The 24811-nt window shown below is 64.0% G+C and carries 21 protein-coding genes; 9 read left to right on the top strand and 12 right to left on the bottom strand.

The window, feature by feature from the left end:
• Positions 1–3 precede the first annotated feature (3 nt).
• From ribH to glyA, 6 genes are read right to left on the bottom strand one after another with little or no spacing between them, the layout of a single operon-like run.
• A complete protein-coding gene (ribH, locus tag J2T57_RS18635; protein ID WP_253483266.1) occupies positions 4–471 on the bottom strand; it encodes a 6,7-dimethyl-8-ribityllumazine synthase in 468 nt (155 codons plus the stop codon).
• Between the two features lie 56 nt (positions 472–527).
• On the bottom strand, positions 528–1640 hold the full coding sequence (ribBA, locus tag J2T57_RS18630; RefSeq protein WP_253483668.1) for a bifunctional 3,4-dihydroxy-2-butanone-4-phosphate synthase/GTP cyclohydrolase II: 1113 nt from the start codon (positions 1638–1640) through the stop codon (positions 528–530).
• 34 nt (positions 1641–1674) lie between these two features.
• The gene (locus J2T57_RS18625; RefSeq protein WP_253483262.1) at positions 1675–2337 is read right to left on the bottom strand and encodes a riboflavin synthase; all 663 of its coding nucleotides are present in this window, start codon (positions 2335–2337) and stop codon (positions 1675–1677) included.
• A gap of 6 nt (positions 2338–2343) precedes the next feature.
• Positions 2344–3480 (bottom strand): bifunctional diaminohydroxyphosphoribosylaminopyrimidine deaminase/5-amino-6-(5-phosphoribosylamino)uracil reductase RibD, encoded by a 1137-nt coding sequence (gene ribD, locus J2T57_RS18620; protein ID WP_253483259.1) that lies wholly within the window; start codon positions 3478–3480, stop codon positions 2344–2346.
• The gene (gene nrdR, locus J2T57_RS18615; RefSeq protein ID WP_253483256.1) at positions 3473–3949 is read right to left on the bottom strand and encodes a transcriptional regulator NrdR; all 477 of its coding nucleotides are present in this window, start codon (positions 3947–3949) and stop codon (positions 3473–3475) included. Before nrdR ends, ribD begins: the two co-directional genes overlap by 8 nt.
• Before the next feature lie 16 nt (positions 3950–3965).
• Positions 3966–5234, bottom strand: a complete 1269-nt coding sequence (gene glyA, locus J2T57_RS18610) for a serine hydroxymethyltransferase (protein WP_253483253.1) — start codon at positions 5232–5234, stop codon at positions 3966–3968.
• A 232-nt stretch (positions 5235–5466) separates the two neighbouring features.
• Between glyA and J2T57_RS18605 the strand changes: the two genes are divergently transcribed.
• From J2T57_RS18605 to J2T57_RS18595, 3 genes are read left to right on the top strand one after another with little or no spacing between them, the layout of a single operon-like run.
• Positions 5467–5916 (top strand): ATP-dependent zinc protease family protein, encoded by a 450-nt coding sequence (locus J2T57_RS18605; RefSeq protein ID WP_253483250.1) that lies wholly within the window; start codon positions 5467–5469, stop codon positions 5914–5916.
• A 41-nt stretch (positions 5917–5957) separates the two neighbouring features.
• Positions 5958–6875: a 30S ribosomal protein S6--L-glutamate ligase gene (gene rimK, locus J2T57_RS18600; RefSeq protein ID WP_253483247.1), complete on the top strand. Its 918-nt coding sequence runs from the start codon at positions 5958–5960 to the stop codon at positions 6873–6875.
• Positions 6835–8412 (top strand): rhomboid family intramembrane serine protease, encoded by a 1578-nt coding sequence (locus J2T57_RS18595; protein WP_253483244.1) that lies wholly within the window; start codon positions 6835–6837, stop codon positions 8410–8412. Before rimK ends, J2T57_RS18595 begins: the two co-directional genes overlap by 41 nt.
• On the opposite strand, the gene J2T57_RS18590 is transcribed toward J2T57_RS18595, so the two are convergent.
• Complete coding sequence (locus J2T57_RS18590; protein WP_253483240.1) at positions 8409–9683, bottom strand: tetratricopeptide repeat protein; 1275 nt, start codon at positions 9681–9683, stop codon at positions 8409–8411. The genes J2T57_RS18595 and J2T57_RS18590 overlap by 4 nt on opposite strands.
• A 220-nt stretch (positions 9684–9903) precedes the next feature.
• Here J2T57_RS18590 and J2T57_RS18585 point away from each other — a divergent pair, with 220 nt between their 5' ends.
• From J2T57_RS18585 to ettA, 3 genes are all read left to right on the top strand, one after another.
• Positions 9904–14166, top strand: a complete 4263-nt coding sequence (locus J2T57_RS18585; protein WP_253483237.1) for a contractile injection system protein, VgrG/Pvc8 family — start codon at positions 9904–9906, stop codon at positions 14164–14166.
• Between the two features lie 53 nt (positions 14167–14219).
• Entirely contained in the window at positions 14220–15347 is a 1128-nt protein-coding gene (locus J2T57_RS18580) for a hypothetical protein (RefSeq protein WP_253483234.1), read from the top strand.
• A gap of 77 nt (positions 15348–15424) precedes the next feature.
• Entirely contained in the window at positions 15425–17092 is a 1668-nt protein-coding gene (ettA, locus tag J2T57_RS18575) for an energy-dependent translational throttle protein EttA (protein ID WP_253483231.1), read from the top strand.
• Between the two features lie 349 nt (positions 17093–17441).
• Here the strand turns inward: ettA and J2T57_RS18570 are convergent, their stop codons facing one another.
• Positions 17442–17873 carry an SRPBCC family protein gene (locus tag J2T57_RS18570; protein WP_253483228.1) on the bottom strand — a complete coding sequence of 144 codons (432 nt, stop codon included), beginning with the start codon at positions 17871–17873 and terminating at the stop codon, positions 17442–17444.
• 125 nt (positions 17874–17998) lie between these two features.
• Between J2T57_RS18570 and J2T57_RS18565 the strand changes: the two genes are divergently transcribed.
• Entirely contained in the window at positions 17999–19444 is a 1446-nt protein-coding gene (locus tag J2T57_RS18565) for a glyceraldehyde-3-phosphate dehydrogenase (protein WP_253483225.1), read from the top strand.
• Between the two features lie 26 nt (positions 19445–19470).
• Here J2T57_RS18565 and J2T57_RS18560 read toward each other — a convergent pair whose 3' ends face one another.
• The 4 genes from J2T57_RS18560 to J2T57_RS18545 all read right to left on the bottom strand — a co-directional run bounded on the left by J2T57_RS18560 (position 19471) and on the right by J2T57_RS18545 (position 22735).
• Positions 19471–19833 carry a PilZ domain-containing protein gene (locus J2T57_RS18560; protein WP_253483222.1) on the bottom strand — a complete coding sequence of 121 codons (363 nt, stop codon included), beginning with the start codon at positions 19831–19833 and terminating at the stop codon, positions 19471–19473.
• A gap of 106 nt (positions 19834–19939) precedes the next feature.
• Positions 19940–20488: a DUF411 domain-containing protein gene (locus J2T57_RS18555; RefSeq protein ID WP_253483219.1), complete on the bottom strand. Its 549-nt coding sequence runs from the start codon at positions 20486–20488 to the stop codon at positions 19940–19942.
• Between the two features lie 91 nt (positions 20489–20579).
• Complete coding sequence (locus J2T57_RS18550) at positions 20580–21317, bottom strand: proteasome-type protease (RefSeq protein WP_253483216.1); 738 nt, start codon at positions 21315–21317, stop codon at positions 20580–20582.
• A gap of 143 nt (positions 21318–21460) precedes the next feature.
• Positions 21461–22735: an O-acetylhomoserine aminocarboxypropyltransferase/cysteine synthase family protein gene (locus J2T57_RS18545; RefSeq protein WP_253483213.1), complete on the bottom strand. Its 1275-nt coding sequence runs from the start codon at positions 22733–22735 to the stop codon at positions 21461–21463.
• 76 nt (positions 22736–22811) lie between these two features.
• Between J2T57_RS18545 and J2T57_RS18540 the strand changes: the two genes are divergently transcribed.
• Together J2T57_RS18540 and J2T57_RS18535 are read left to right on the top strand one after the other, a co-directional pair.
• The gene (locus J2T57_RS18540) at positions 22812–23843 is read left to right on the top strand and encodes an amidoligase family protein (protein WP_253483210.1); all 1032 of its coding nucleotides are present in this window, start codon (positions 22812–22814) and stop codon (positions 23841–23843) included.
• Positions 23840–24628, top strand: coding sequence for a gamma-glutamyl-gamma-aminobutyrate hydrolase family protein (locus J2T57_RS18535; RefSeq protein WP_366519129.1), 789 nt, complete (start codon positions 23840–23842; stop codon positions 24626–24628). The genes J2T57_RS18540 and J2T57_RS18535 overlap by 4 nt, the downstream gene beginning before the upstream one ends.
• The last annotated feature ends 183 nt before the right edge of the window (positions 24629–24811 follow it).

Genomic DNA, 24811 nt, shown 5'->3' with positions numbered 1-24811 from the left:
GGCCTATTGCTCCATCTGCTCGAGCAGATGCACCAATTCCAGCGCGGCCAGGGCAGCTTCTGCACCCTTGTTGCCGGCCTTGGTTCCGGAACGCTCAATGGCCTGTTCGATGGTATCCACCGTCAGCACACCGAAGGCCACCGGCAGGTCGCACTCCATGGAGACCTGGGACAGACCCTTGGTGCACTCACCGGCCACATGTTCGAAATGCGGCGTACCGCCCCGGATGACGGCGCCCAGCGCGATCACCGCGTCGTACTTGCCGGTCTTCGCTGCACGGCGGGCCACCAGGGGCAGTTCCCAGGCGCCGGGGGCGCGAATGATGGTGATCTGGGCCTCGGGCACGCCGTGGCGAACCAGGGCATCCACGGCGCCTTCCACCAGGCTTTCCACCACGAATGCGTTGAAACGGGACACCACCAGCGCATACCGCCCGCTGGTGTGATTCAGGTAACCTTCAATGATCTGCATGAGTCCGGATACTCCAGGGCTGATAACGGGTTTCGGGCAGCGGCGGGCCGCCGGCATCATGCCGGATCGACGTATTCCACCACTTCCATGCCGAAGCCGGAAATTGCGTGCATGCGCTTGGGCGCGCTCAGCACCCGCATGCGGCGCACACCGACATCGGTGAGAATCTGGGCCCCCAGGCCGTAGGTCCGCAGGTCGTTGCTCGCCTGGGCGCCCTCGCCCGGGTCGCTGGCCACCTGGCGCTGATAGTCGCGCATGCGCTGCAGGATGGCGGAATCATCATCGTTGGACCGCAGCACCACAACCACACCGGCCCCGGCTTCCGCCACCTGCTGCATGGCCGAGCGCAGCGGCCAGCCGCAGTTGGGGCCTATGCTGGCAAAACTGTCGGACAAGGTGTTCTGCACGTGCACCCGCACCAGTGTCGGCTGCTCGGGCTCCGGCCGGCCGCGCACCAGGGCGAAGTGCAGGCGGTTATCGACGTTGTCCTGGTAGGCGTAGAGGCGGAAGGAGCCGTACTCCGTCGGCAACTCACATTCCGCGACCCGCTCCACGGTGCGCTCGTTTCGCACACGATAGGCAATCAGGTCAGCCACTGTTCCGATCTTCAGCCCATGCTCCCGGGCGAACGCCATCAGGTCGTCGCGCCTGGCCATGCTGCCATCTTCGTTGAGAATCTCGACGATCACCGACGACGGCTCGAAGCCCGCCAGTCGCGCCAGATCGCAACCCGCCTCGGTGTGACCCGCCCGGGTCAGCACGCCACCGGGCTGGGCCATCAGCGGAAAGATGTGACCGGGCTGCACCAGGTCTTCAGGGCGCGCCTTGGGTGCAACCGCCGCCTGCACGGTCCGGGCCCGGTCTGCCGCGCTGATTCCCGTGGTCACACCGGTAGCCGCCTCGATGGAGACCGTGAAATTGGTGCCGTGGGGGGTGTCGTTTTCGTTGACCATCAGCGGCAGGCGCAACTGCTCGCAGCGCTGCCGGGTCAGGGTCATGCAAATGAGCCCGCGGCCGAAGCGCGCCATGAAGTTGATGTCGTCGGGGCGCACCATGCTGGACGCCATGACGAGATCACCCTCGTTCTCGCGGTCTTCATCGTCCAGGATCACCACCATGCGCCCCTGGCGCATGTCCTCGATGATTTCGTCGATGCTGTTGAAGGCCATGCCTGCAGTGTCCTCTCTCGCCAAGTGCACGCCGTCAGTCCGCGCGGTATCCGTGACGGGTCAGGAAATCCCGGGTGATGCCGCCGGCATCGGGCGCAGCCGCCGCTTCACCCAACATGAGCCGCTCGAGATAGCGGGCGATCACGTCGACTTCCAGGTTCACCTGCGTGCCCACCCGGTAACCGTTGATGATGGTCGCGTCCATGGTGTGGGGCACAATGTTGACATCGAAGCTGGCCCCATTCACCCCATTCACGGTGAGGCTGACGCCGTCGATGCAGATGGAGCCCTTCTCCGCGATGTAGCGGGCCAGCCGATCCGGCACCCGGAACGCAAAACGCCACGAGCGGCCATCCTGGCACCGCTCGATCACTTCGCCCATGCCGTCCACGTGGCCGCTCACCAGATGGCCGCCCAGTGGTGTCGAGGGCGTCAGGGCTTTCTCCAGATTGACGCGACTGCCGCTGCCGAGTTGACCGAGACTGGTACGCTCCAGGGTCTCGTTGGAGACATCGGCCTCGAAACTGGCATCGTCCAGCACCACCGCGGTGAGACAGACACCATTGACGGCAATGCTGTCGCCGCGCCGCGTATCCTGCATGGGCAGTGCGGCCGTCTCTACCCGTAATCGCACATCCTCCCCGCGACGCTCCATGGAGCGGATGCGGCCGACGGCCTGAATGATTCCCGTGAACATCGTTGCTCATTCCCCTTTCGGCGCAAGGCGGAAGAATACGTCGTCACCAACCTGACGTAACTCAAGCAGGCGCAAACTCAAGCGCTCGCTCATGTGCTCAAGCCCGGGCAGATGCGCCAGCGGGCGGGCATCATCACCGAGCAGATGCATGGCCTGATAGAGCAGCAGTTCATCCACCAGCCCGTGTTGCAACAGGTAGCCCGCAAGCACCGGGCCACACTCAACCAGCACCTCGTTGATTTCCTGCGCGGCGAGGTCCTCGAGCACGGCAAGCGGATCGACCCGCCCCCCGGCAGACGCCACCACGCGAACTTCCGCGCCCGCATCGCGCAATGTCGCCACTCGCGGCCCATCATCACTGATGGTATAGACCACCGCTCGACCGGGTTGCGCCAAAAGCCGCGCCGTCGGCGACAGACGCAGCCTCGTATCGAGCAGGACCCGAGCCGGTTGCGACGGCAGGTTATCCGCCTGTGGGTGGTCACGCACGGTAAGCGCGGGATCATCCGCCAGCGCCGTGCCGATACCGGTCATCACCGCACAACTGCGCGCGCGCCAGTCATGGACATCGGCACGCGCGGCGGCACCGGTGATCCACTTGCTCTCACCGGAGGCCATGGCAGTGCGTCCGTCCAGGCTCGCGGCGAGCTTCAGTCGCAGCCAGGGCCGCCGCCGCTCCATGCGGCTGATGAACCCCGCGTTCAGGGCCCGGGCCTGAGCCTCGCGCAGACCAACGGCTACCGCTATGCCGTTCTGCGCAAGCCTGGCAAGCCCGCCGCCCGCCACTCTGGGGTTGGGGTCGGCCATGGCCACAACAACACGGCTCACACCGGCCGTGATCAGCGCATCCGCGCAGGGCGGCGTGCGCCCATGGTGGGAACAGGGCTCCAGGCTGATGTAGGCCGTTGCCCCCGTGGCCAGGTCGCCGGCCTGGCGCAGCGCGTTGACCTCGGCATGTGCTTCGCCGGCACGCAAATGGCATCCACGCCCGACGATCGCGCCATCCCGAACCAGCACGCAGCCCACCCGCGGATTGGGCCTCGCGGTATAGAGGCCGGCATCGGCAAGCTCCAACGCCAGGCCCATGTAGTGATCGTCGGCCTCGTCGAAGCGGTCGCGGGCAAAGCGGGTCGGTTCAGTCATCGTCGCGTTTGCCAGGCCGATCCCGCTCCAACCCGTCAATCACTTCGCGGAAGGCGCTGACATCCTGAAAGCTGCGGTAGACCGATGCAAAGCGCACATAGGCCACCTGATCGAGTTCGCGCAGTTCTTCCATGACCCATTCGCCGACCTGCCGTGCCGGCACCTCGCGCTCGGCACTGCCACGCAGCCGCTGCTCGATCCGGTGGATGGCGGCCTCGATCAGTTCGGTGTCCACCGGGCGCTTCTCGAGTGCTCGCAGCATGCCAGTGCGCAATTTGGCCTCGCGATAAGGCTCGCGGCTGCCATCCTGCTTGACCAGCCTGGGCATGTTCAGCTCGGCAGTCTCGAAGGTGGTAAAGCGCTCACCACAGGCGCTGCACTCCCGGCGCCGGCGCACCTGATCCCCGTCCCGACCAAGCCGGGAATCGATTACTCGGGTGTCCTGCGCCTGACAGAAAGGGCAACGCATGCAAGGGGCTCTCGGCTCAGCGGATCCGATTCACTTCGTAAACCGGCAGCCGCTTGCAGATCTCGAGTACCTCACCCTTGACCCGCTGGATGACGGTCTCGTCATTGATGTCTTCGAGCACGTCGCAGATCCAGTGTGCAAGCTTGCGCGAGTCGTCGGCGTCGAAGCCACGCGTGGTGATGGCGCAGGTACCGATCCGCAATCCTGACGTCACGAAGGGCGACTGTGGATCATTGGGAACGGCGTTCTTGTTCACCGTGATGTTGGCGCGGCCAAGAGCTGCGTCCGCATCCTTGCCGGTGATACCCCGGCGCACCAGGCTGATGAGGAACAGGTGGTTGTCGGTGCCGTCGGAGACCACGTCCACGCCGCGCTCCATGACCACCTCGACCATGGCGCGGGCATTCTCGACAACCCGCCGCTGGTAGTCCTTGAACGACGGATCCAGGGCCTCCTTGAAGGCCACCGCCTTGGCGGCGATCACGTGCATCAGCGGCCCGCCCTGGGTGCCCGGGAAGATCAGCGAGTTGAACTTCCTGGTCAGCTCGGGGTTTTCCCGCGCCAGGATCAACCCGCCGCGGGGGCCACGCAGGCCCTTGTGTGTGGTGGTGGTGCAGACGTCGGCAATGGGCACCGGATTGGGATACTGGCCACCGGCCACCAGCCCGGAGACGTGGGCCATGTCCACCACCAGATACGCACCGACCTTGTCGGCGATATCCCGGAAACGCTGCCAGTCGACCACACGGGAATAGGCGGAGAAGCCCGCCACGATCATGCGCGGCCGATGCTCCTGGGCCAGCTGATCCACCTGCTCGTAGTCGATCTCGCCAGTCTCGGCGTTCAGGCCGTACTGCACGGCGTTGAAGATCTTCCCGGAGAAATTCACCTTGGCGCCGTGGGTCAGGTGCCCGCCGTGATCAAGGCTCATGCCGAGTATGGTGTCACCGGGCTTGCAGAGCGCCATGTAGACGGCCGCGTTGGCCTGGGAGCCGGAGTGCGGCTGCACGTTGGCATAGGCTGCACCGAACAGCTGCTTGGCGCGCTCGATGGCCAGTTCCTCGGCGATGTCCACATATTCACAGCCGCCGTAGTAGCGCTTGCCAGGGTAGCCTTCCGCATACTTGTTCGTCAGCACCGTGCCCTGGGCCTGCAGGACGCGGGGACTGGCATAGTTCTCGGAAGCGATCAGCTCGATGTGCTCTTCCTGCCTGCGGGTTTCCTGCTCGATGGCGGACCACAGCTCGGGATCGAAGCTGGCGATGTTCTGATCGGTGGTGAACATGGGGATCCTCGACGTTGCGACGCGGTAATCAGGGCTGCCGGCCCACGAGGGCCCGCCCTTTTGGAAGGCGCATATGATACGCCAGTCTCGGGCACCTTGCACCCGCGCAACTCTCGGAAACCCCGACAATTACGACAGCCAGTTCACTACCAGGGACACAGCCCCGCAGCCGCCGGCTTGTCAGCGTCACGCGGATGCGCGAAAGTGCCGCCATTCGACGGGAGGGCGAAGCATGCAAGGCGAGCGCGAGCCGCTGCTTGTTGGTTGGCGGGAGTGGGGCAGCCTTCCGGTACTGGGCATCCAGGCAATCAAGGTGAAGGTCGACACCGGCGCACTGACATCCGCGCTGCACGCCATCCATGTACACCGCTTCACGGAGAATGGCCGGGAGCGCGTGCGCTTTGACGTGCATCCGCTGCAGAGGCGCAGCGACGTCACCGTGCGTTGCGAGGCCGATCTGGTCGGCGAGCGCCTGGTCCGCAGTTCCAGCGGACATCACGAGGAACGGCCGGTGATTCGCACGCCGATCCTGATTGGCGGCCGACAATGGATCATCGACATAACGCTGACCAACCGCGACAGCATGGGCTTTCGCATGCTGCTTGGACGGCGGGCCATGCGTCGCCGTATCATCGTTGACCCGAGCCACGCCTTTCTTTGCGCCCAACCACAGCGCCAGTGAGCAGCGGCGTCCAGCCGAGCGACAATCAGGGAACCCAACGCATGTCCGACGCGCTCAACATCGTGATTCTGTCCCGTAACCGCAAGCTCTACTCCACACGGCGCCTGGTGGAGGCCATAGAGAGCCGCGGCCATGTTGCCCGGGTCATTGATCCGCTGCGCTGCTACATGAACATCACTTCCCATCGGCCGGAAATCCACTACAACGGCATGGCCATCGAGCCGGCGGACGCGGTCATCCCGAGAATTGGGGCATCGATCACGTTTTACGGTACCGCGGTCGTGCGACAGTTCGAGATGATGGGGACATTCTGCGTGAATGAATCGGTAGCCATCAGTCGCGCGCGGGACAAACTGCGCTCGCTGCAACTGCTGTCGCGGAAGGGCATCGGCTTGCCGGTGACCGGCTTTGGCTACTCGCCGGATGACAACCTGGATCTCATTAACATGGTTGGCGGCGCCCCCTTGGTCATCAAACTGCTGGAGGGCACCCAGGGCAAGGGCGTGGTACTGGCGGAAACCAACAAGGCGGCAGAGAGTGTTATCGACGCTTTTCGCGGCCTCCGCGCCTACTTTCTCACCCAGGAGTTCATCAGTGAAGCCGGCGGCTCAGATATCCGCTGCTTCGTGGTAGGCGACAAGGTCGTTGGCTCCATGATGCGCCAGGCGAAAGACGGCGAATTCCGCTCCAATGTGCACCGGGGCGGTAGCGTCCGGCCCATTCGCATCACGCCGGAGGAGCGATCCACGGCGGTGCGGGCGGCGAAGATCATGGGGCTCAATGTGTCCGGGGTGGACATCATGCGCTCGAACCATGGGCCGGTGGTTCTGGAAGTGAATTCCTCACCCGGCCTCGAAGGTATCGAGACGGCCACGGGAAAGGACATCGCCGGCCATATCGTGCAGTTCGTGGAGAAACATGGCCGCCGCGGCGCAACGCGTACCCGCGGCAAGGGCTGACGACAGGAACCAACATGGCGTGCTGCTGATACCGCTGGACCGCAAGCTCGACTGGCGTCGCCCCCCGGCGGCGACCCTCGGGCTCGGGCTGGTTACGGTGCTGGTCTTCCTGCTGTTCCAGACCGGCGAGGACCAGCGGCATCGCATTGCCATGGATTTCTACGAGCAGTCGGGGCTGATGGCCCTGGAACTGGATCGTTACCAGCAGGATCTCCGGCATCGCGACCCCGAACACTGGCTGGTAGACGCGAGGGCGGATGATGTCGGGCCAACGGCGGTTCACTGGAGCATCGTTCGCGATGAGGACTTCGCCCACAGGCTGCTCGCAGGGCAGGTCATCACCGCAGATGACCCGGCATTCATTGACTGGCGGGCCGATCGCCATACCCTGCGCAGCCACATGGACGGCATCACCTTCTGGCGTTTCGGGCTGAAGCCCGGCGACTTCCAGGCTGAAACGCTGCTCACCCACGTCTTCCTGCATGGCGACGTGTTTCACCTGCTCGGCAACCTGGTCTTCCTGATCGCCCTGGGGATGCTGGTGGAACTCACCATCGGCTGGCATCGGATGCTTGCCGCCTACCTGCTGGGCGGCGTTCTGGTTGGCGCAGCGGATTTGCTGTTCACACCGGACAGGCTCATTCCCGGCGTGGGGGCTTCAGGCGCAATTGCAGTTCTCATGGGCCTCTATGCGGTGCTGTTCGGGCTGCAGAAAGTGCGCTTCTTCTATTTCGTCGGTGTCTATTTCAACTACACCCGCGCGCCGGCGCTGCTGCTGCTACCCCTGTGGCTGGGATGGGAACTGCTCAACTGGCTATGGTTGTCCACGGACAGCAGCACGCACTACGGGGCACACGCGGTGGGGCTCGTCGTGGGCGCATTGTTCGGTGCGGGTCTGCGACTGGCCTGGCCAACCGCCATCAACCAGGACTTCCTGCGGGAAGCCGATGCAGTGGCAGAGCGTGAGCGCGACACGGCCCTTATCGAACAGCGCCTACGGGAGCTCGATTACGCAGGCGCCCTGCCATTGCTCGAGAACCAGTACGCCCGAGAGCCCGATAATCTCGCGGTGCTCCACCGCATCCACCGCTGCCTCAGGCTTCAACCCGACAGTGCTCGCTATCACCAGGTCAGCCAGCAGCTGCTGGACTGGACGGCAAGGCATCGTGACGACGAGCAGGTGGTGCTGGAGGTCTACCAGGATTATCGGCGCCGGGCGAAACCGAAGCCTCGCCTCACCGGACGCCAGATTCAGGTGCTGGCCCTGCGCTTCGCGCGGCTTGACGCCCGTGCCGAGGCCGAGGAACTGGGTCGGCTGGTGACCGACAAACGGCTTCCCCAGGCCGCCACGGTGCGCGTCGCCCTGGCGGAGATGCACCTGCGCGCTGGCCACCCGGAGCGCGCCCAACCACAGCTGCAGGCCTTGCTTGAGGAGTACCCGACCTCCCAGGAAGCGGAGTACGGCCGTGGGCTGCTGCGCCGCATGCATGTCGGCCGCAGCCCGGTTGCTCCCTCCGGCGCACAGGTCGGTGGCTAGCCCTGATTCTTCGCGCGCGCCACGCTCCGTAGCAGGGACTCTATTTCGGGCTGGTAGTCGTTGTCCGGAAAACGCTTGCCAATGAAATGCAGGATTTTCCCGGCCTGGTCGGGCTTGCCCAGATCGTCCAGGAAAATGCGGGCGGCAAGCAGATAGGCTCTCGGTATGTGCGGGCTGTCGGGATAGCGCTGATGCAAGCCGTTGAGCAGGGCCATCGCGTCCCGGGTAAGCCCACGGCTGCGCAACTCCCGGGCCAGCGGCTCGTGCTGATCCACATCGGCAGGCTGGAAATCCGCCTTCGCGGCAATGCAATCCAGGTAGATCTCGGTGGCTTCGCCGAGCCGGCCCGCCCGGATGCTGGCGCCGATAGCCGGCTTCCCTTCACGAATGAGCGTTGCGGAATCACCACTCAGGCGGGCCAGTTGCAAGAGCCGTCGCCGCAGCGAGGGCTCATCCGGATACAGATCGATCACCCGCCTCAGCTCCGCCAGGGCGGCGGCGTGATTCTGCTGCTCCATCAGCTCGTGGAACAGACCCAGCTCGCTCTCGAAGCCTTCCTCCTGGGGATCGATAGCGCTGTAACCCAGCCGATCGTGGTACTGGTAAACCACGTAACCCATCATGTGGAAGGCCATCAGCCAGAAGTAATTGCCAAGAAACGTGCCGGTGGCGATGTTGACGGCAAGGCCGGACTCGCCCGGCATGAGCATCTCCACTAGGGCGAGGCTGGTACCGGTGGCGATCTGGATGCAGAGCAACAGGCCGAACAGGCCAAGGTAGGGCCAACCAATGGCGGTGGCCAACGCCATCAGCCGCATCGGGTTCACGGCGGTCAGAAAGCTACGCTCCATAGCTAGCAGGATCACGGTGGCCGGAAACAGCAGGGTGATGGCGAAGATGGCCGGCACCCCCAGCCAGGCCCCGCCGAGCTGCCAGGCCACGATCACCATGAACATGAGTGCGATCAGCACCCCGAACTGCTTCAACGGCAGCACGTAACCCTCACCACTTAGCGCATCCGACAACGCCGGCGGCTCGTCGTCACCCGCGGCGGTGGTCTGCAGGCTCTCGTAGCCATACTTGCAGAGCAGGAACAGCATGGCCAGGGCGCAGCCGAAGGCGATCAGGCCCGACCCCGTGAGTGCGGGCACGACACCCAGGGCCACGGTAATCAACAGCAGATCCAGCGCCGGACGACGCAGCGGCCAGGCGAAGAACGACGGCATCCGATGCCAGTAAGGGGTAATGGCGGGCGCAATACTTGCGGACATGAGACTCCCCGATTCCTTTGGACGAAGGCACTAGTTTGCCGCATGGCCAGTCACCGGCGGTGCGGAGGCCGTCACAAAGCTGCCTAACGCTGCGAACGTCGAATCGGCTTTCGAAGGATCAGTTGCGCAACCTTGGCAAACACCCGCACTCCTGCCAGACTCATTTCTGAATTAATCAGCCGGCCCAGGATGGGCGGGTCAGCAATCAGGGACGATGCCCATGCCTGCCATTGACGCACGCGGCACAACCACCATCGTCGCCCGGGTGGGCGATGTGCCGGTGACCGACATCTACGCGCTTGCCACCGCCGAGGTGCTGAGCGGCCTGCCGCTCTACCGCATCGACGGCACCATGGCCCGCGCCTTCGATGCCTCCCCCTGGCTGGGGGAGATCGCCACCATCACCCTCACCGGACCGGACGGCATCAGCCGTGTACTCGGTGGCCGGGTGGTGGAGATGCTCGACCGCGAGCCCGTGGGCACCGGGCGCCAGCGCATCGTGCTCTGGGTGGAACCCGGCCTCACCCTGCTTGGCCTGCGACAGCGCACCCGCATCCTGCGGGATCTGAGCGTCCCCGACCTGGTGGGCCTGGTGATCGCCGAGCACGGCGGGCTGGATGTACGCGTGCGCTGGAGCCTCCGGGGCGACTACCCCGTCAGGCCCTGGACGGTGCAGGCCGAGGAGAGCGATCTCGCCTTTGTCACCCGCCTGCTCGCCCGTGCCGGCATCCAGTGGTGCTGCGGGGTGGACGAGCATGGCGAGTGGCTGCACTGCTTCGATGACCCGGCCGCCGCTGATGTGCTTGATCGCGGCACCGTGCCGGTGCGACCGGACAGCGGCCAGAGCGATGCGGCTCTGGTGCATGGCGCGCTGCAAAGCTGCCGGTTCTTTACCGATGCCGAGGACGGCGCCTACCCCATCCCCCAGCGCGCAGTGCGTCCCGACCCGAAGGGGCGTAACCGCCGGAACGACCCGGCATGGGCACCGGCGGGACAGCCGGCGGTGTTCGGTTCACCGGAGGCAGACCCCTTTGAATACAGGCCCAAAGGGCCCCTGGTCCCCGCTGATCACCTGCGCTCCAGCGGCAGTCAACGTATTCTCGATGGCGCGCTCGCCGACCTCGCCCCCGGGCGGCGGCTTGAAATCGAAGGCGAGACCCACGGCTACTGCATCGTGCAGAGCGCGCTGCGCGTGGTGCTCCCCCACCCCCACGCCGGCGAGCCCCCCAGTGGCCTCTGGGTCACCGCCCAGGGGGCGCCACTCTCGTCCAGCATCCGCAGCGAGGCCGCACCCCAGCCCGAGCGCGCCATGCTGATCCCCGCCCGGGTAGAGGCCCATGGCCGCTACGCCGAGCTGGATGCCGCCGGGCGCTACCGCCTGCGGGCGGGCTTTGACCGTGCCCGCCGGGCACAGGCCGATGCCTCGCCACCGCTGCCCCGGTTGACCCCCCACGCCAGCCCGTCCCGACGCGGCCAGCCCCCGGCAGGCTGGCACTTCCCGCTCACCGACGGTGCCGAGGTGCTGCTCTCCTGCATGAACAACGACGCCGACCAGCCCTATGTGGTCGGCTACGCCCCCAATGCACAGGCCCCCGGCCCGGTCACCAGCAAAAACCCCAGCGAACACCGCATTCTTACCCCCGCCGGCAACGCCCTCACCCTGGATGACCGCCGCCGTGCCGAGCGCATTACGCTGAATACGCTCAACGGCGAGACCATCCTCACCATGCAGGCCCACCCCGACAACCCCATGGTGCGGGTCGCCGCCTCGCTCGGCGGCTTGCAGTTGCAGGCGGGCGGCAATGCGCGCTGGGCGGCAGGCGCCACCCATCAGCGCCGCGTTGGCGCCAGTGAAACCGAGACCGTGCAGGGCCAACACACCACCGAAACGAAAACCGGTCGCCTCCACCGCCAGGCCGCTACCGGCCATAGCCTGCGGGCTGCCAAGGGGATAAACGCCAAGGCCCAGGGTGACATCCAACTGAACAGCGGCCAGGAGATGCGGCTCACCGCCAACGGCGACTGCCGCATGCGGGTGACCGGCGACTTCACCAGCCGCATCGAGAACGGCAACCTCATCCTCCAGGCCCATGGGCCGCTCGCGATCCGCGGTAACGGCGGCGGTGACATGACCGTGCACCAGAACGGCGGCGGCTGGACCATCAAGCGCGACGGCAGCGTGCGGCTCTTTGGCCACAATGTCACCTTCCGCAGCCAGCAGGGTGTCACCTTCAACGGCAAGCTGCTGTTCAACGTCCCCGGAGCACACCGCCCCGACGAGCCCGTACCGGCGGCTCCGAAGGCGCCAGCCGCCGTCGCGCGGATCACCGCACCGGATGAACCGGGGGTTACGGCGTTGCGCTGGGGCGACCGTCAACTGGCACTAGAATCTGACGTCGCTGACACGCAACTTCCCACCGTCTTCACCGTTCAACAACTTGAGACCGGGGAGCCGGTCGACGTCCGCGTCCTACGCGTACTCGGTCAGGACTCCGCGACCCTCGGGGAAGTCACTCACAGTCTCGACTGCGGAAACGGCGTGGAGACGGCCTATTGCCCGCTCTCCACACTCTCGCGCCCGGGAGCAGCAGAGCTGGTCATTGCTGCCGGCCGACCCACCGAACATCTGCGCTTCACCGTAACCGCACGAGGGCAAGAAAGCGCGCCATCCCATGATCTCGCGTTGACCCGCGATCTGGATATCGCGCTGCTTACCAACGACGGACACCCGCTTGAAGCCGATGTCGACCTGACGCTGATAGATGCGGGCGGCAGGAGCCACAGCGCCGTCGTCAGCAACGGAGAAGCGCAGTTCCAATCCGTCCCCATCGGTCGGTTTCAAGTGCACGGCACCTGGGAAAGCACCGGCGAAGGGCTCGCCATCACCCGCATCAACGGTTGCGACTGCCCCCCGGGTACCGCGCCGTGGCTGAGGGAGTCCGATCTCGGCAGCATCGCGACCGAACTCTCCATCACCGTGCTGCCACCGGCAATACTACTCAGTCTCCGCGACGAAGCAGCCAACGGTAAGCCCGCCCTACTCCCTGAGCACACCATCGCGGCCATGCAGCGCAACGGCAATAACGCCACGCTGTTCATCCATGGCTACAACGTGCCCCTGGGGGCCTATGGCCCTGGGGTGCTCGGCGTGAGCGCCCAGTCCGCAGGCACGGATTCAGCGGCAGCCTGCCTTGGCGTCGGCGAAACGGTTCCCGTGCCCATGCCGGTCTACCGCGATGCGGCTGCGCTGCAACGGGCCTACCCCGACGCCTGCCCTGGGCTCGACAGGCCGGAACCGGGCAGCGCCGAGGCACGGCTCCCCGAAGATAACCAGCTCAACGGGAGCGAAGCCCACGGCTGGCTTCTGACAATGGAATATCAGCTCAATCGCGCTGCCGGTTTCGACGGCATCGACCATTCGAAATACACGAGAATCGTGGGCGTGACGTGGAGCGGTGATCTCGGCGCCACACGTTTCTGGGAAGGTGAACTGTCCGCCAACCTGGCCGGCCGACGTTTGCTGCCGGTACTTCAGCAGCTGAGCGAGGCTGGTATTCAGGTCAATCTCATCTCGCACAGTCTCGGTGCGCGGGTAGCGCTCACAGCGCTCAACCTGCGTGCCGAACTCGGCGCGCCACCGATCCGGCAACTCATCCTCTGGCAGCCAGCCGTGTCACAAAGCTCACTCGCACCCGCCCCTGCGGACGCCCCGAGTCTCGGTCATGAGCACTTCCCCGCCGCCCATCGAGGAGTCGAACGCATCCTGGTGCTGCACAGCCGCCGGGATGGCGTTTTGGGAGCAAGCCCAAGGGGTCAAGAGACCGGGCAGGCGTCAACATTCCCGGTAGCCCAAGACGATGTCACCGACGAGTCGCAGCGCACGCGTCCCAGCGACGCCGTGGTCGATCCCAAGGACAACGTCCTTGGATTGGCCCACGGGCTTTACGAGCGGAAATACTGGCTGAACGGTTCCCTGCGCCGATGGCTGATGAGCCGCCATCCGCAGGTCAACCCCAACAACCCGGGCGGCAGCGAGGCCGATTTGCGGCTCTTCGAGCGCCTGGTCTGGCCTCAGATAGAGCAGGAGGCCAAAGCGCTCAACCGCATTCCAGCCGAGTCCCTGCTGACCGGGCAAGCTCGGCTGCCGGATCTTCTGCTCCCCTGGGCCATGCATGGTCGTTTCGATGACGAGTTGCTCGCCCATATTCGCGCCAACCTCCACGAGGGCATCCGGCAGAACTGGCTTGTGGGCCTGCCCGTGGAACCAGCACTTGGCTGGCAGTGGGACGAGGCTGCGATGCGTCGCCATGCGCCACTCGGCGACATGCTTGATCAGGGCTCTCTCGAGGAAGTCGACCAAACCGACGTCCTGTTCAGCCATTCAGGCATGCGCTACCCAAGTAGACGACTGTTCGAGGAGATTTATCGGGATCGCATTATGCGGGCGCTGCTGGATTATTCCGGCTTCGGGGGCTACCGATGAGAAAGCTGTGTTTCGCATTTCCACTGATACTTCTACCCATCATCGCGATCGCGATGATGGGGACGGTGAATCCCGGATCCCCCGTGGTGACAGTTGGCGTCACCTCATCGGGTGATTACGCTGTAAGCACGCATCGCGATGGTACCCTGACGATTTGGGATCTCCAGACCGGAGACTCAAAAACCCAAGCAGATAATGCCAATATCTACTCCGCATTTGTCTCCGACGATGACGCCTTCTTCATGTGGCAGGATTTCCATGGCGAGGTATTCATACAGAATTTCGATGGGGAACTCCTAGAACAGTTCAAGGGCTTTCACGCCTACGGGCATGTGATTACCAAAGGGCGGGATATCTATCTCGCAGTCGATGAGAACTGGAACGTTTTTCGTCGTGAACACGATAAGGTTGAGGCCGTCAAGCGAGATGGCAATAGCCCAGGTTTCAGGGGGATTGGCAAACTCCTGAATTTGGCGATTCACGAGGAAACTTGCCTCTTGTTGACCGCGGGAGACGGCACGGACCGGGAGGAGATGTCGACACCAGTCAAGAACCCGCCACCTGTATTTTCGAACTATGCGGGCGTGGTGCTCTGGAATTTCTGCGAAAACGAACCGAAGTACAAACTACCCGGCAACGCGGCCAAGACCTACGCCACCTTGAGCCCCGACGGCACCCACGTCGTCAGTGTCGACGAAAACGGCCTAAGCTTCGTGTGGAGAACTGACAGCGGAGAGTTGGCCTATCGGGTGTCCCGGATCGGGACCGGCGTCTTTGTCGGTGGACATGAAATGGGTTCGCCGAAGAACCGAGACACCTCCGGCATGCGCCTCCACTACCCCGACGACTTCCCGGAAGGGTTCTACGGCCACAGCATGGTGGCCGTGCAGTTCATCAGCGAGACGGAATACCTGGTCTTTCACACGCGGCAACCTTTCGCGGTCCTCTACGAGTTGGGTGACCCGTTTGCCCATGCCATCCTGCCCCTCGGAGACGATCCCTTCCCCTCGGTGAGCAGCTACGCCCGCAACGCCAGTATCGCCACGGCGCCGGAGGCGAACCTGCTGGTCACCGGGCAGCGCGATGGCGGCGGCATCAACGTCTACCGCTACGACCCGGACACCCGAACCCTGGAGCTGGACTGGGCGTGGGAGAAACCAAGCCGCTGGTGGCGGCCCTGAAACCACAGTCCTTGGATAATGCCCGGGCCATCTGGATAATGAGGGCCCCTTTCAGGCAGGCACAGGCGTAAATCGCAATGGCGCAGTACATCTACACCATGAACCGGGTGAGCAAGATCGTGCCGCCCAAGCGCGAGATCCTCAAGGACATCTCCCTGTCCTTTTTCCCCGGCGCGAAGATCGGCGTACTCGGCCTCAACGGCTCGGGCAAATCCACCCTGTTGCGCATCATGGCGGGGCTGGACACGGAGATCGAGGGCGAGGCCCGACCGCAACCGGGCACCAACATCGGCTACCTGCCCCAGGAACCGCAGCTCGACCCGGAAAAGGACGTGCGCGGTAACGTCGAGGAAGGTGTGGCGTCAATCAAGGCGCTGCTCGATGAATTCAACGACGTCTCCAACCAGATGGCCGACCCGGACGCCGACTTCGACAAACTCATGGCCAAACAGGCCGAGTTGCAGGACAAGATCGAAGCCGCCGGCGCCTGGGACCTGGAGCGCAAGCTGGAGCAGGCCGCCGATGCCCTGCGTCTACCCCCGTGGGAGGCGGACGTGACCAAGCTCTCCGGCGGTGAGCGCCGCCGGGTGGCGCTATGCCGTCTGTTGTTGTCCAGCCCGGACATGCTGCTGCTGGACGAACCCACCAACCATCTCGATGCCGAGAGCGTGGCCTGGCTGGAGCGTTTCCTGGCGGAGTTCCCCGGCACCGTCGTGGCGGTGACTCACGATCGCTACTTCCTCGACAACGTCGCCGGCTGGATTCTCGAACTGGACCGCGGTCACGGTATCCCCTGGCAGGGCAACTACTCCTCCTGGCTTGAGCAGAAGGAAGCCCGGCTCGAGCAGGAGAAGAAGCAGCAGGCATCTCACAACCGCGCCATTAAGGCAGAGCTGGAATGGGTGCGGCAGAACCCCAAGGGGCGTCAGGCCAAGAGCAAGGCACGACTGGCGCGATTCGACGAACTGCAGTCCAGGGAATTCCAGAAACGCAACGAGACCCAGGAACTCTATATCCCGCCGGGTCCGCGACTCGGCGACAAGGTGGCGGAGTTCCACGGCGTGAGCAAGGCGTTCGGCGACGTGCTGCTCTACGAGAACCTGGATTTTGCCCTGCCGCCCGGCGGCATCGTCGGTGTCATCGGCCCCAACGGCGCCGGGAAGACCACTCTATTCCGCCTGATGACCGGCGAGGAGAAGCCCGATGCCGGCGAGGTTGTAATCGGCGACACGGTAGAACTGGCCTACGTGGACCAGAGCCGCGACAGCCTGAATGGCGAAAACACCGTCTGGCAGGAAATCTCCGACGGCCTGGACAACATCCAGGTGGGTAGTTACGAGGTGAACTCCCGGGCCTACGTGGGGCGCTTCAACTTCAAGGGATCGGATCAGCAGAAGTACATCGGTGATCTGTCCGGCGGGGAGCGGAATCGGGTACATCTGGCCAAACTACTGAAATCCGGCGGCAACACCCTGCTGCTCGATGAGCCCACCAACGATCTGGATGTGGAAACCCTGCGGGCGCTGGAGGAGGCGCTGCTGACCTTCCCCGGCTGTGCGGTGGTGATCTCCCACGATCGCTGGTTCCTGGACCGCATCGCAACCCACATCCTCGCCTTCGAGGGCGACAGCCAGGTGACCTTCTTCACCGGCAACTACAGCGACTACGAGGCGGATCGCAAGAAACGCCTCGGTGACGAGGCCCTGAACCCGCATCGCATCAAGTACAAGCGCCTGGCCTCGTAAGGCAAGCGGGGAAACGGCCGTCCAGACGTGGGTTGCGGTGCGTTACGCGCTGCGCGCTAACACACCCTACGGCTGATATCGGGGAAACGTTGGGCCGGTACGCCACTCATGGACACGCCGTAAACCCATCCATGGGGGCTCGACAGCGACATCCCTGTCGCTGACGGTCCATGAGCGGCGTACCGGCCCAACGTTTGTGCCTTGGTGTGGGGCGGGCGAAACCACCGCCGTCATGGTGCGTTACGGCCTTTGGCCTAACGCACCCTACGGGTGCCGATGCCCGCTGTAGGGTGTGTTAGCGCGCAGCGCGTAACGCACCGCGCAACCCAGATCAGCCCTGGTATCTGCGTCACTGCTCGGCAGCGGCCTTCACCGCCTTCGCCACCTGCCAGCCAGCGCGGCCGAGTCGCGGTCGCAGTCTGCGCCACAGGAACGGCAGCAGGATGCCACTCAACCGCTGCCGCACCAGCAGGCGGGTAGCGCCTTCCTCGACCTCTTCCAGCACCAGACGCTCTTCGCTGTCCAGCAGGCCCGGCACATGCCAACGCCGTAACCAGCTGAGCTCCTGCGCCGGCAACACCCGCATGCACTCCGCCTGCAGGCGTCGGGAGCGGCCACCCTCTTCCACCGTCAGCGACAACATGTGGCCGGTTTCCAACTGTCCGTCCACTTCCCGGACCACTGGATTCCAACGCGGCCAGCTGGACAGATCCACCAGCACATGCCAGACCTCATCCGGCCGCGCAGCAATCGTCACATCCGCAAACAACTCCCGTCGCATGACAAACCTTTCGATATTTCTCAACCAGTTACATATTACATGACCGGAGCCGGGCGTAGATGACGGCGACGGCGCTTTCGCGTATCATCCGGCCCGCCAACCGCTCGCAGCGCAGGGTCGAACTCATGAGTCAGCAGCACGATACCTATCTCAACGACTGGACCAAACGCCAGGAACTCGCCGAACAGATGTTGCCGATGATCGGCAAGCTCTACCGGGACAAGGGCGTGGTCCTGAAAATCTATGGCCGCTCGCTGATCAACTGCTCGACCATCGACCTGCTCAAGGCCCATCGGTTCGTCAAACAGTACGAGCCCGAAGGCCTGTCAATCCACAACACCTACCCGATTCTGCAGCACATCTCGGGCATGAATCTATCGCCCATGCGGCTCGATCTGGGCAAGCTCGCCAGCGGCTACCTGCGCGACGCCCAGAAGGACGAGAGCATCGCCGATTACGTGAACCGCAAGCTTGAATCGGTGGTGGACGGCAAAGGCACCCTCAAGCTGCAGCAGGGCACGGATGTGGTGCTATACGGCTTCGGCCGCATCGGTCGACTGCTGGCGCGCCTGCTGATCGAGCGCACCGGCAGCGGCAACAAGATGCGCCTGCGCGCCATCGTGGTGCGCAAGGGCAAGGGCCATGACATCGAGAAGCGGGCAAGCCTGTTGCGGCGGGATTCGGTACATGGGCCATTCAACGGCACCATTCATGTACTGGAAGATGCCAACGCTCTGATCGTCAACGGTAATTTCATACAGATCATCTATGCCGATGCGCCTGACACCATCGACTACACCGAGTACGGCATCGACAACGCCCTGATCGTGGACAACACCGGCAAATGGCGGGATGAAGAAGGCCTGGGACTCCACCTCAAGTCCAAGGGTGTATCCAAGGTCTTGCTGACCGCACCAGGCAAGGGTGAACTGCCCAACATCGTCTATGGCGTGAATCACGACGCCATCGCGTCAGACACCAAGATCGTCTCCGCGGCGAGTTGCACCACCAACGCCATCGTCCCGGTTCTGAAGGTGCTGAATGACGAATTCGGCATCGAGCACGGCCATGTGGAAACCGTGCACTCCTACACCAACGACCAGAACCTGATCGACAACTACCACCCCGGAGCCCGGCGCGGCCGCAGTGCCGCACTGAACATGGTGCTCACGGAGACGGGCGCCGCCAAGGCCGTGGCCAAGGCCCTGCCCGAACTCAAGGGCAAGCTCACAGGCAATGCCATCCGCGTTCCTACACCCAATGTATCGCTGGCGGTGCTCAATCTCACCCTCGGGCGGGAGACCAGCAAGGAAGCGATGAACGATCACCTGCGGGAGATGGCGTTGAATTCCGACCTGCAGGAGCAGATCGACTTTACGGCCTCAACCGAAATTGTCTCTACCGATCTGGTGGGCTCGCGGCATGCCGGCGTGGTGGATTCTGCCTCCACCATCGTCAGCGGCAACAAGTGCGTGCTTTATGTCTGGTATGACAACGAGTTCGGCTACAGCTGCCAGGTGATTCGCGTCATGCAGGAGATGGCCGGGCTGCACTTCCCGCAGCTGCCGTAGGCAGCGACGGCAGCCGGCCGTCGCAATCAGCGGGCGGGGGCGCCGGCCTGCTCCAGTGCGTGGCGTTCCATCAGTGAACGGATGCGCTGGCGGGTTTCATCGTCCAGCCGGGTGAACTGCAGCCCGTTGTGGACGAAAACAGCGGTGTCTTTCTCTCGGGTCCAGACGCGTCGGGCGGTTACTTCAATGTGGTCGGCCCCATCCAGCGGCTCACGCAGCACCAGGCGGAATGTCTGCTCCTGGTCCCCTTCAAGAGGCTCGTGGCTCTGCAGCATGAAGCCGTGCTCGGTGACATCCACCAGATAACCGAGCAGATGTCCGGTGTCGTGTTCCAGCACCTGAACGAAATAATCGATGACTTCTCGACCCTGGCGGCGTGCTTCACTCATGCTCCGCTCTCCCGTTTGACGCCTGTTTTTAGGGTTTATGGCGTATCCGCGTGAAAACCCATGATTTTCATGCCTTGATCAGCATAGGCTGTTGCGGGGCGCGCGACTAGTCCTGATTGTGGCGATTGAACACCGAGGTCTCGCCATCGGCGCCAAAGGCCACCACGTCATAGGGATCGAAACGATCGCCCATTTCCATGCCAGGGGAACCGATGGGCATTCCCGGCACGCTGATCCCGGCCACCGTTGGCCGCTCGTCCACCAGCCTGCGGATGTCCGACGCCGGCACATGCCCTTCCACCAGATAACCCTCGATGAAGGCGGTATGACAGGACGCAAGATCGGGATCCAGCCCCGCAGCCTGCTTGATGGCGTTGAGTTCCGACTGACTCACGTTCACCGCCTCCACATCGAATCCGGACGCCTCCAGGTGCTCCACCCAGGCCCCACAGCAACCGCAGGACGGCGTCTTGAAAACCTTGATATCCCGGTCGGTGGCGGCAAGCTGCTGCAACTGCTCATTGTGGATACCGGCCACGGGCGCTGCGGTCACACTGGATTGCATCAGCCACCAGGCCGCAGCCGCCATGGCCAGGAAGACGGCAGCAGCCGCCACGAGCAATCTGGGCGAAACCAGGGCACGGGTCTTGTTCATTGGACACTCTCAGCCAGGACTTGAGTCAGGATTATGGAAGAGTACACCTGCCGAATTTTGACCTGCGTCACCCGCCGCGGTTCCCGGGCGATCAGCCATCCTTGTCCTTTTCCCAATCGAAGCGGGGCAGGTCCTCGAACAGCCGGCGCAGCCCCTCTCCCCACTGCTTGCGAATCGAGGCGAAATAAGGCGAGTTGAGCTTGTAGCGGACGATACGGGGCTGCTCAAGGCTGTTAGCCTGGTACAGGGCCATATCCACCGGCGGTCCAACGGACAGGTTCGAGCGCATGGTGGAATCGATAGAGACCAGCGCACAGCGTGCAGCATCGTCCAGCGAGACCCCGGGTTCGATGATGCGATCGAGGATCGGCTTGCCGTACTTGGTCTCGCCGATCTGCAGGAACGGCTGTTCGTCGGAACAGGTGATGTAGTTGCCCTGCGGATAGACCAGGTACAGGCCATGAGGTGCATCGCCGATCTGACCACCGATGATGAAGGTGGCTTCCATGGACACGGGATTGGGCGCGTCCGGCGCGTGATAACGCCGCTGCATGTCCAGGCTAACCTGGCCGATATAGGCCGCCGCCTCACTCAGATGACGCGCCTTGCGCAGCCCCTCACCATCTGCGGCATCCCGATCAAGCTGCGCGACAACGGCCTGGGTGGTGGCGAGGTTACCGGCGCTAAGCAGGACCAGAATGCGATCGCCAGGCCAGAAAAAGGTGTGCATCTTGCGGTAGCTGTTCACGTGATCGAGGCCCGCATTGGTGCGGGAATCCGACGCGAACACGAGGCCGGCATTCAGGGATGCAGCAAGGCAATAGGTCATCTGTGGGTGGGCCCAAGGTGGCGAAACACGCCGCGAGTGTAGCGGATTCGCCGGGGCTTTTCGTCATTTACCTGGGGAGACCCTACCGACGCGAACACGCGATTCGAGCAGGGTCTCCCTGATGCACCCGGTCTGCGGCCCGATTACCGTGCCGCAGCCAACGCCTGATCGATATCCTCCAGAATGTCATCGATATGCTCGATGCCCACGGCGATCCGCACCATGTCGCGACTCACACCCGCCTTTTCCAACTCCTCGTCATTCAACTGGCGGTGGGTGGTGGTCGCAGGGTGGCAGGCGAGGCTCTTGGCGTCGCCGATATTCACCAGACGGGTGATGAGCTGCAGCGCATCGATAAACCGTGCTCCCGCCTCGGCACCGCCGCGAATGCCGAAACTGAGGATGCCCGATGCCTTGCCCCCCATGTAATGCTGCGCGAGACGATAATCCGGGCTGTCGGGCAAGCCGGCGTACTTCACCCAGGTCACCTGATCATGGCCCTGCAGGTGCTCCGCGACAGCCTGGGCATTCTCGCAGTGCCGATCCATGCGCAATGGCAGGGTCTCGATGCCCTGGAGGATCTGGAAGGCATTAAACGGTGACAGCGCCGAACCGGTATTGCGCAGCGGCCCCACCCGACAGCGTCCAATGTAGGCCGCCGGCCCCAGGGCATCGGTATAGACCACACCGTGATAGGAGGGGTCCGGTTCGGTCAGCATGCGGTACTTGTCCGCATGGTCGGCCCAGGGGAAGCGGCCGGAATCCACCACCACACCGGCGACGGTGGTGCCATGGCCACCCATAAACTTGGTCAGCGAGTGGATGACAATGTCGGCACCATGCTCGATGGGCCGCCAGAGATAGGGCGTGGGCACCGTATTGTCGACGATCAGCGGCACACCCCGGGCATGGGCAATCTCGGCCATGCGGGCAATATCAACCACACTGCCGGATGGGTTGCCCACGGTTTCGCAGAACACGGCACGGGTGCGGTCATCAATGGCCGCCGCCATGGCCTCGAAGTCGTCATGGGAGACAAAGCGTACCTCGATACCCCGTCGCGGCAGACCATGGGCGAAAAAATTGTAGGTGCCGCCATAGAGCTGGCTGGTGGTCACCAGGTTATCGCCCACCTCCATGATGGTCTCCAGCGCATAGGTAATGGCCGCCATGCCTGAACTCACGGCCAGCCCGGCGATGCCACCCTCCATCTCCGCCACCCGCTGTTCCAGCACCGCATTGGTGGGGTTCATGATGCGGGTGTAGATGTTGCCCTGGACCTTGAGATCGAACAGATCCGCACCGTGCTGCGTGTCATCGAAGGCGTAGGACGTGGTCTGGTAAATCGGCACCGCCACCGCCTTGGTCGTCGGCTCCGGGCTGTAACCGGCGTGGATGGCCATGGTTTCGAGCTTCATCCGGGTCTCTCCTCGTGTTGATGAATGAGCTGAGAGTAGTCGACACGCGGCAAATGTTCAGTGTCTCCTTTACACTATGCCCGATCTGAAGCAGCGCAAGGCGCTTGGCCTCATGAGCTTTCCCCTGCCGGAGACCCTGCACACCCGGGACGGTCGTCCCCGTCGCCTGGGCGTCGAATTGGAGTTCGCCGGCCTGGAACTCGCCCAGATCAGCGGCCTCGTTCAGGAATGTTACGGCGGGACGATCCACGATGACGATCCCTTCGTCCACCGCGTCGAAGAAACCCCCTGGGGTCCATTCATCATCGAAATCGACGCCAGCGTGCTGAAGGATCGGGGCTACGCCGAGTACCTCAACCGCATCGGGATTCGGCTGGACAGCGACCTGACCCGCGGCAGGGTCGAGGATTTTCTCGCCAAGGCCGCCGCTACGGTTGTACCCATGGAAATCGTCACACCACCCATTCCGCTCACCGATCTGCATCGCCTGGAAGACCTGCGCGCGGCCCTGCAGCGGATGCAGGCCCGGGGGACGCGGGCGTCGTGGGTGTATGCCTTCGGCCTGCATCTGAACCCGGAGATGAGCGAGTGCACCGCCGACAACGCCCTTGCTCATTTGCGCGCCTTTCTGTTGCTTTACGATTGGCTGCACGTCAAGGGTGAGATCGACTGGACCCGGCGCCTGACGCCATATATCGACCCTTTCCCCGTCCCCTACCGGCTCATGGTCATCGACCCGGACTACGCACCGGACTGCGACCAGCTGGTGGACGACTATCTGCAATACAACACGACGCGCAACCGGGCGCTGGACATGCTGCCCATCTTCCGGGAACTGGTGGGTGACCGGGCCGTCGCCGGGCTGGGAGAAAGCGCCCATCTGGTGAAATCGCGACCGGCCTTTCATTATCGCCTGCCCAACTGCCGCATCGACGAGCCCGGCTGGACACTGGCCGGAGAGTATCGCGGTTGGGTGACGGTGGAGTGGTTGGCGGCGCGGCCCCAGGTCATGAAAGAGCTGGCCGACAGGCTGCTGCATCATCCTCGCCCCTGGGTACGCGGCATCGATGAGCGATGGGCGGACATCTGCGCCGAGGTCCTGCCTTGAGTCGACCGGTCATCGGCATCACCGGCCCGGATCGCGGCGGTCTCGCCGCATGGTTCTGTGCCTCCTGGGCGGTACGGCTGGCTGGTGGCCGCCCGTTGCGGATCACCCCCGCACGCCCTGCGGCCATCGAGCAACTGGACGCGCTGGTGGTGGGTGGCGGCGCCGATGTCGACCCATCGCTGTACGGCGAGGCCGTGGTCAGCCCGGCGCTGGGCGATCTGCGCCGTCGGAGCCGGAGCCTGGGCCGTTTTCTCGCAACCCTGTTGTTGTTCCCGCTGATCTGGCTGCTGCGCCGCATGCTTAGCACCAAGCAGCTACGCAAGGGCGACACGGCGCGCGACGAACTGGAGTTGGACCTGCTGAAGCAGGCGCTGGCCCGGGACATGCCGATCCTTGGCATCTGCCGCGGCGCGCAGTTGCTTAACGTCGCATGTGGCGGCTGCCTGCATCAGGACCTGTCGGACTTCTACAACGAAGCACCGAACCTGTGGACCATCTGGCCACAGAAGGAAGTGGTCATCGACGACGAGAGTCGCCTGTCCGCCACCATGGAACGCATTCGCTGCCGGGTGAACTCCCTGCACCGCCAGGCCATTCGGGAGACCGGCGACCACCTGCGCGTCGTCGCCTGGGAGGACAACGGCGTCGTCCAGGCCATCGAGCACACCGATCATCCCTACGTGATCGGCGTGCAGTGGCACCCGGAATACCTGCCGCAACGCCGGGAGCAGCGAGCCTTGTTCAAGCGCCTGGTGGCCGAGGCGCGGGGCAGCGCAGCGGCGTAGCCGGACGCCGCAGGCGGTGCGTTACGCGCAAGCGCTAACGCACCCTACGTGTGGCCGTGCCCCGCGTTCGGTCGTCCATCGGCGTTGGGCCATGCACCAACCCGACGTTTGGTCGTCCATCGGCGTTGGGCCATGCACCGACCCGACGTTTGGTCGTCCATCGGCGTTGGGCCATGCACCGAC

The organism is Natronocella acetinitrilica (genome assembly GCF_024170285.1).
GTDB classification, from domain to species: Bacteria; Pseudomonadota; Gammaproteobacteria; order Nitrococcales; family Aquisalimonadaceae; genus Natronocella; species Natronocella acetinitrilica.
This window is presented reverse-complemented; position numbering and strand designations above follow the sequence as displayed.

Excerpts from the sequence above, each read along its gene's own strand:
- ribH (WP_253483266.1), bottom strand. The coding sequence starts at position 471 with ATGCAGATCATTGAAGGTTACCTGAATCACACCAGCGGGCGGTATGCG.
- ribBA (WP_253483668.1), bottom strand. The coding sequence starts at position 1,640 with ATGGCCTTCAACAGCATCGACGAAATCATCGAGGACATGCGCCAGGGG.
- J2T57_RS18625 (WP_253483262.1), bottom strand. The coding sequence starts at position 2,337 with ATGTTCACGGGAATCATTCAGGCCGTCGGCCGCATCCGCTCCATGGAG.
- ribD (WP_253483259.1), bottom strand. The coding sequence starts at position 3,480 with ATGACTGAACCGACCCGCTTTGCCCGCGACCGCTTCGACGAGGCCGAC.
- nrdR (WP_253483256.1), bottom strand. The coding sequence starts at position 3,949 with ATGCGTTGCCCTTTCTGTCAGGCGCAGGACACCCGAGTAATCGATTCC.
- glyA (WP_253483253.1), bottom strand. The coding sequence starts at position 5,234 with ATGTTCACCACCGATCAGAACATCGCCAGCTTCGATCCCGAGCTGTGG.
- J2T57_RS18605 (WP_253483250.1), top strand. The coding sequence starts at position 5,467 with ATGCAAGGCGAGCGCGAGCCGCTGCTTGTTGGTTGGCGGGAGTGGGGC.
- rimK (WP_253483247.1), top strand. The coding sequence starts at position 5,958 with ATGTCCGACGCGCTCAACATCGTGATTCTGTCCCGTAACCGCAAGCTC.
- J2T57_RS18595 (WP_253483244.1), top strand. The coding sequence starts at position 6,835 with ATGGCCGCCGCGGCGCAACGCGTACCCGCGGCAAGGGCTGACGACAGG.
- J2T57_RS18590 (WP_253483240.1), bottom strand. The coding sequence starts at position 9,683 with ATGTCCGCAAGTATTGCGCCCGCCATTACCCCTTACTGGCATCGGATG.
- J2T57_RS18585 (WP_253483237.1), top strand. The coding sequence starts at position 9,904 with ATGCCTGCCATTGACGCACGCGGCACAACCACCATCGTCGCCCGGGTG.
- J2T57_RS18580 (WP_253483234.1), top strand. The coding sequence starts at position 14,220 with ATGATGGGGACGGTGAATCCCGGATCCCCCGTGGTGACAGTTGGCGTC.
- ettA (WP_253483231.1), top strand. The coding sequence starts at position 15,425 with ATGGCGCAGTACATCTACACCATGAACCGGGTGAGCAAGATCGTGCCG.
- J2T57_RS18570 (WP_253483228.1), bottom strand. The coding sequence starts at position 17,873 with ATGCGACGGGAGTTGTTTGCGGATGTGACGATTGCTGCGCGGCCGGAT.
- J2T57_RS18565 (WP_253483225.1), top strand. The coding sequence starts at position 17,999 with ATGAGTCAGCAGCACGATACCTATCTCAACGACTGGACCAAACGCCAG.
- J2T57_RS18560 (WP_253483222.1), bottom strand. The coding sequence starts at position 19,833 with ATGAGTGAAGCACGCCGCCAGGGTCGAGAAGTCATCGATTATTTCGTT.
- J2T57_RS18555 (WP_253483219.1), bottom strand. The coding sequence starts at position 20,488 with ATGAACAAGACCCGTGCCCTGGTTTCGCCCAGATTGCTCGTGGCGGCT.
- J2T57_RS18550 (WP_253483216.1), bottom strand. The coding sequence starts at position 21,317 with ATGACCTATTGCCTTGCTGCATCCCTGAATGCCGGCCTCGTGTTCGCG.
- J2T57_RS18545 (WP_253483213.1), bottom strand. The coding sequence starts at position 22,735 with ATGAAGCTCGAAACCATGGCCATCCACGCCGGTTACAGCCCGGAGCCG.
- J2T57_RS18540 (WP_253483210.1), top strand. The coding sequence starts at position 22,812 with ATGCCCGATCTGAAGCAGCGCAAGGCGCTTGGCCTCATGAGCTTTCCC.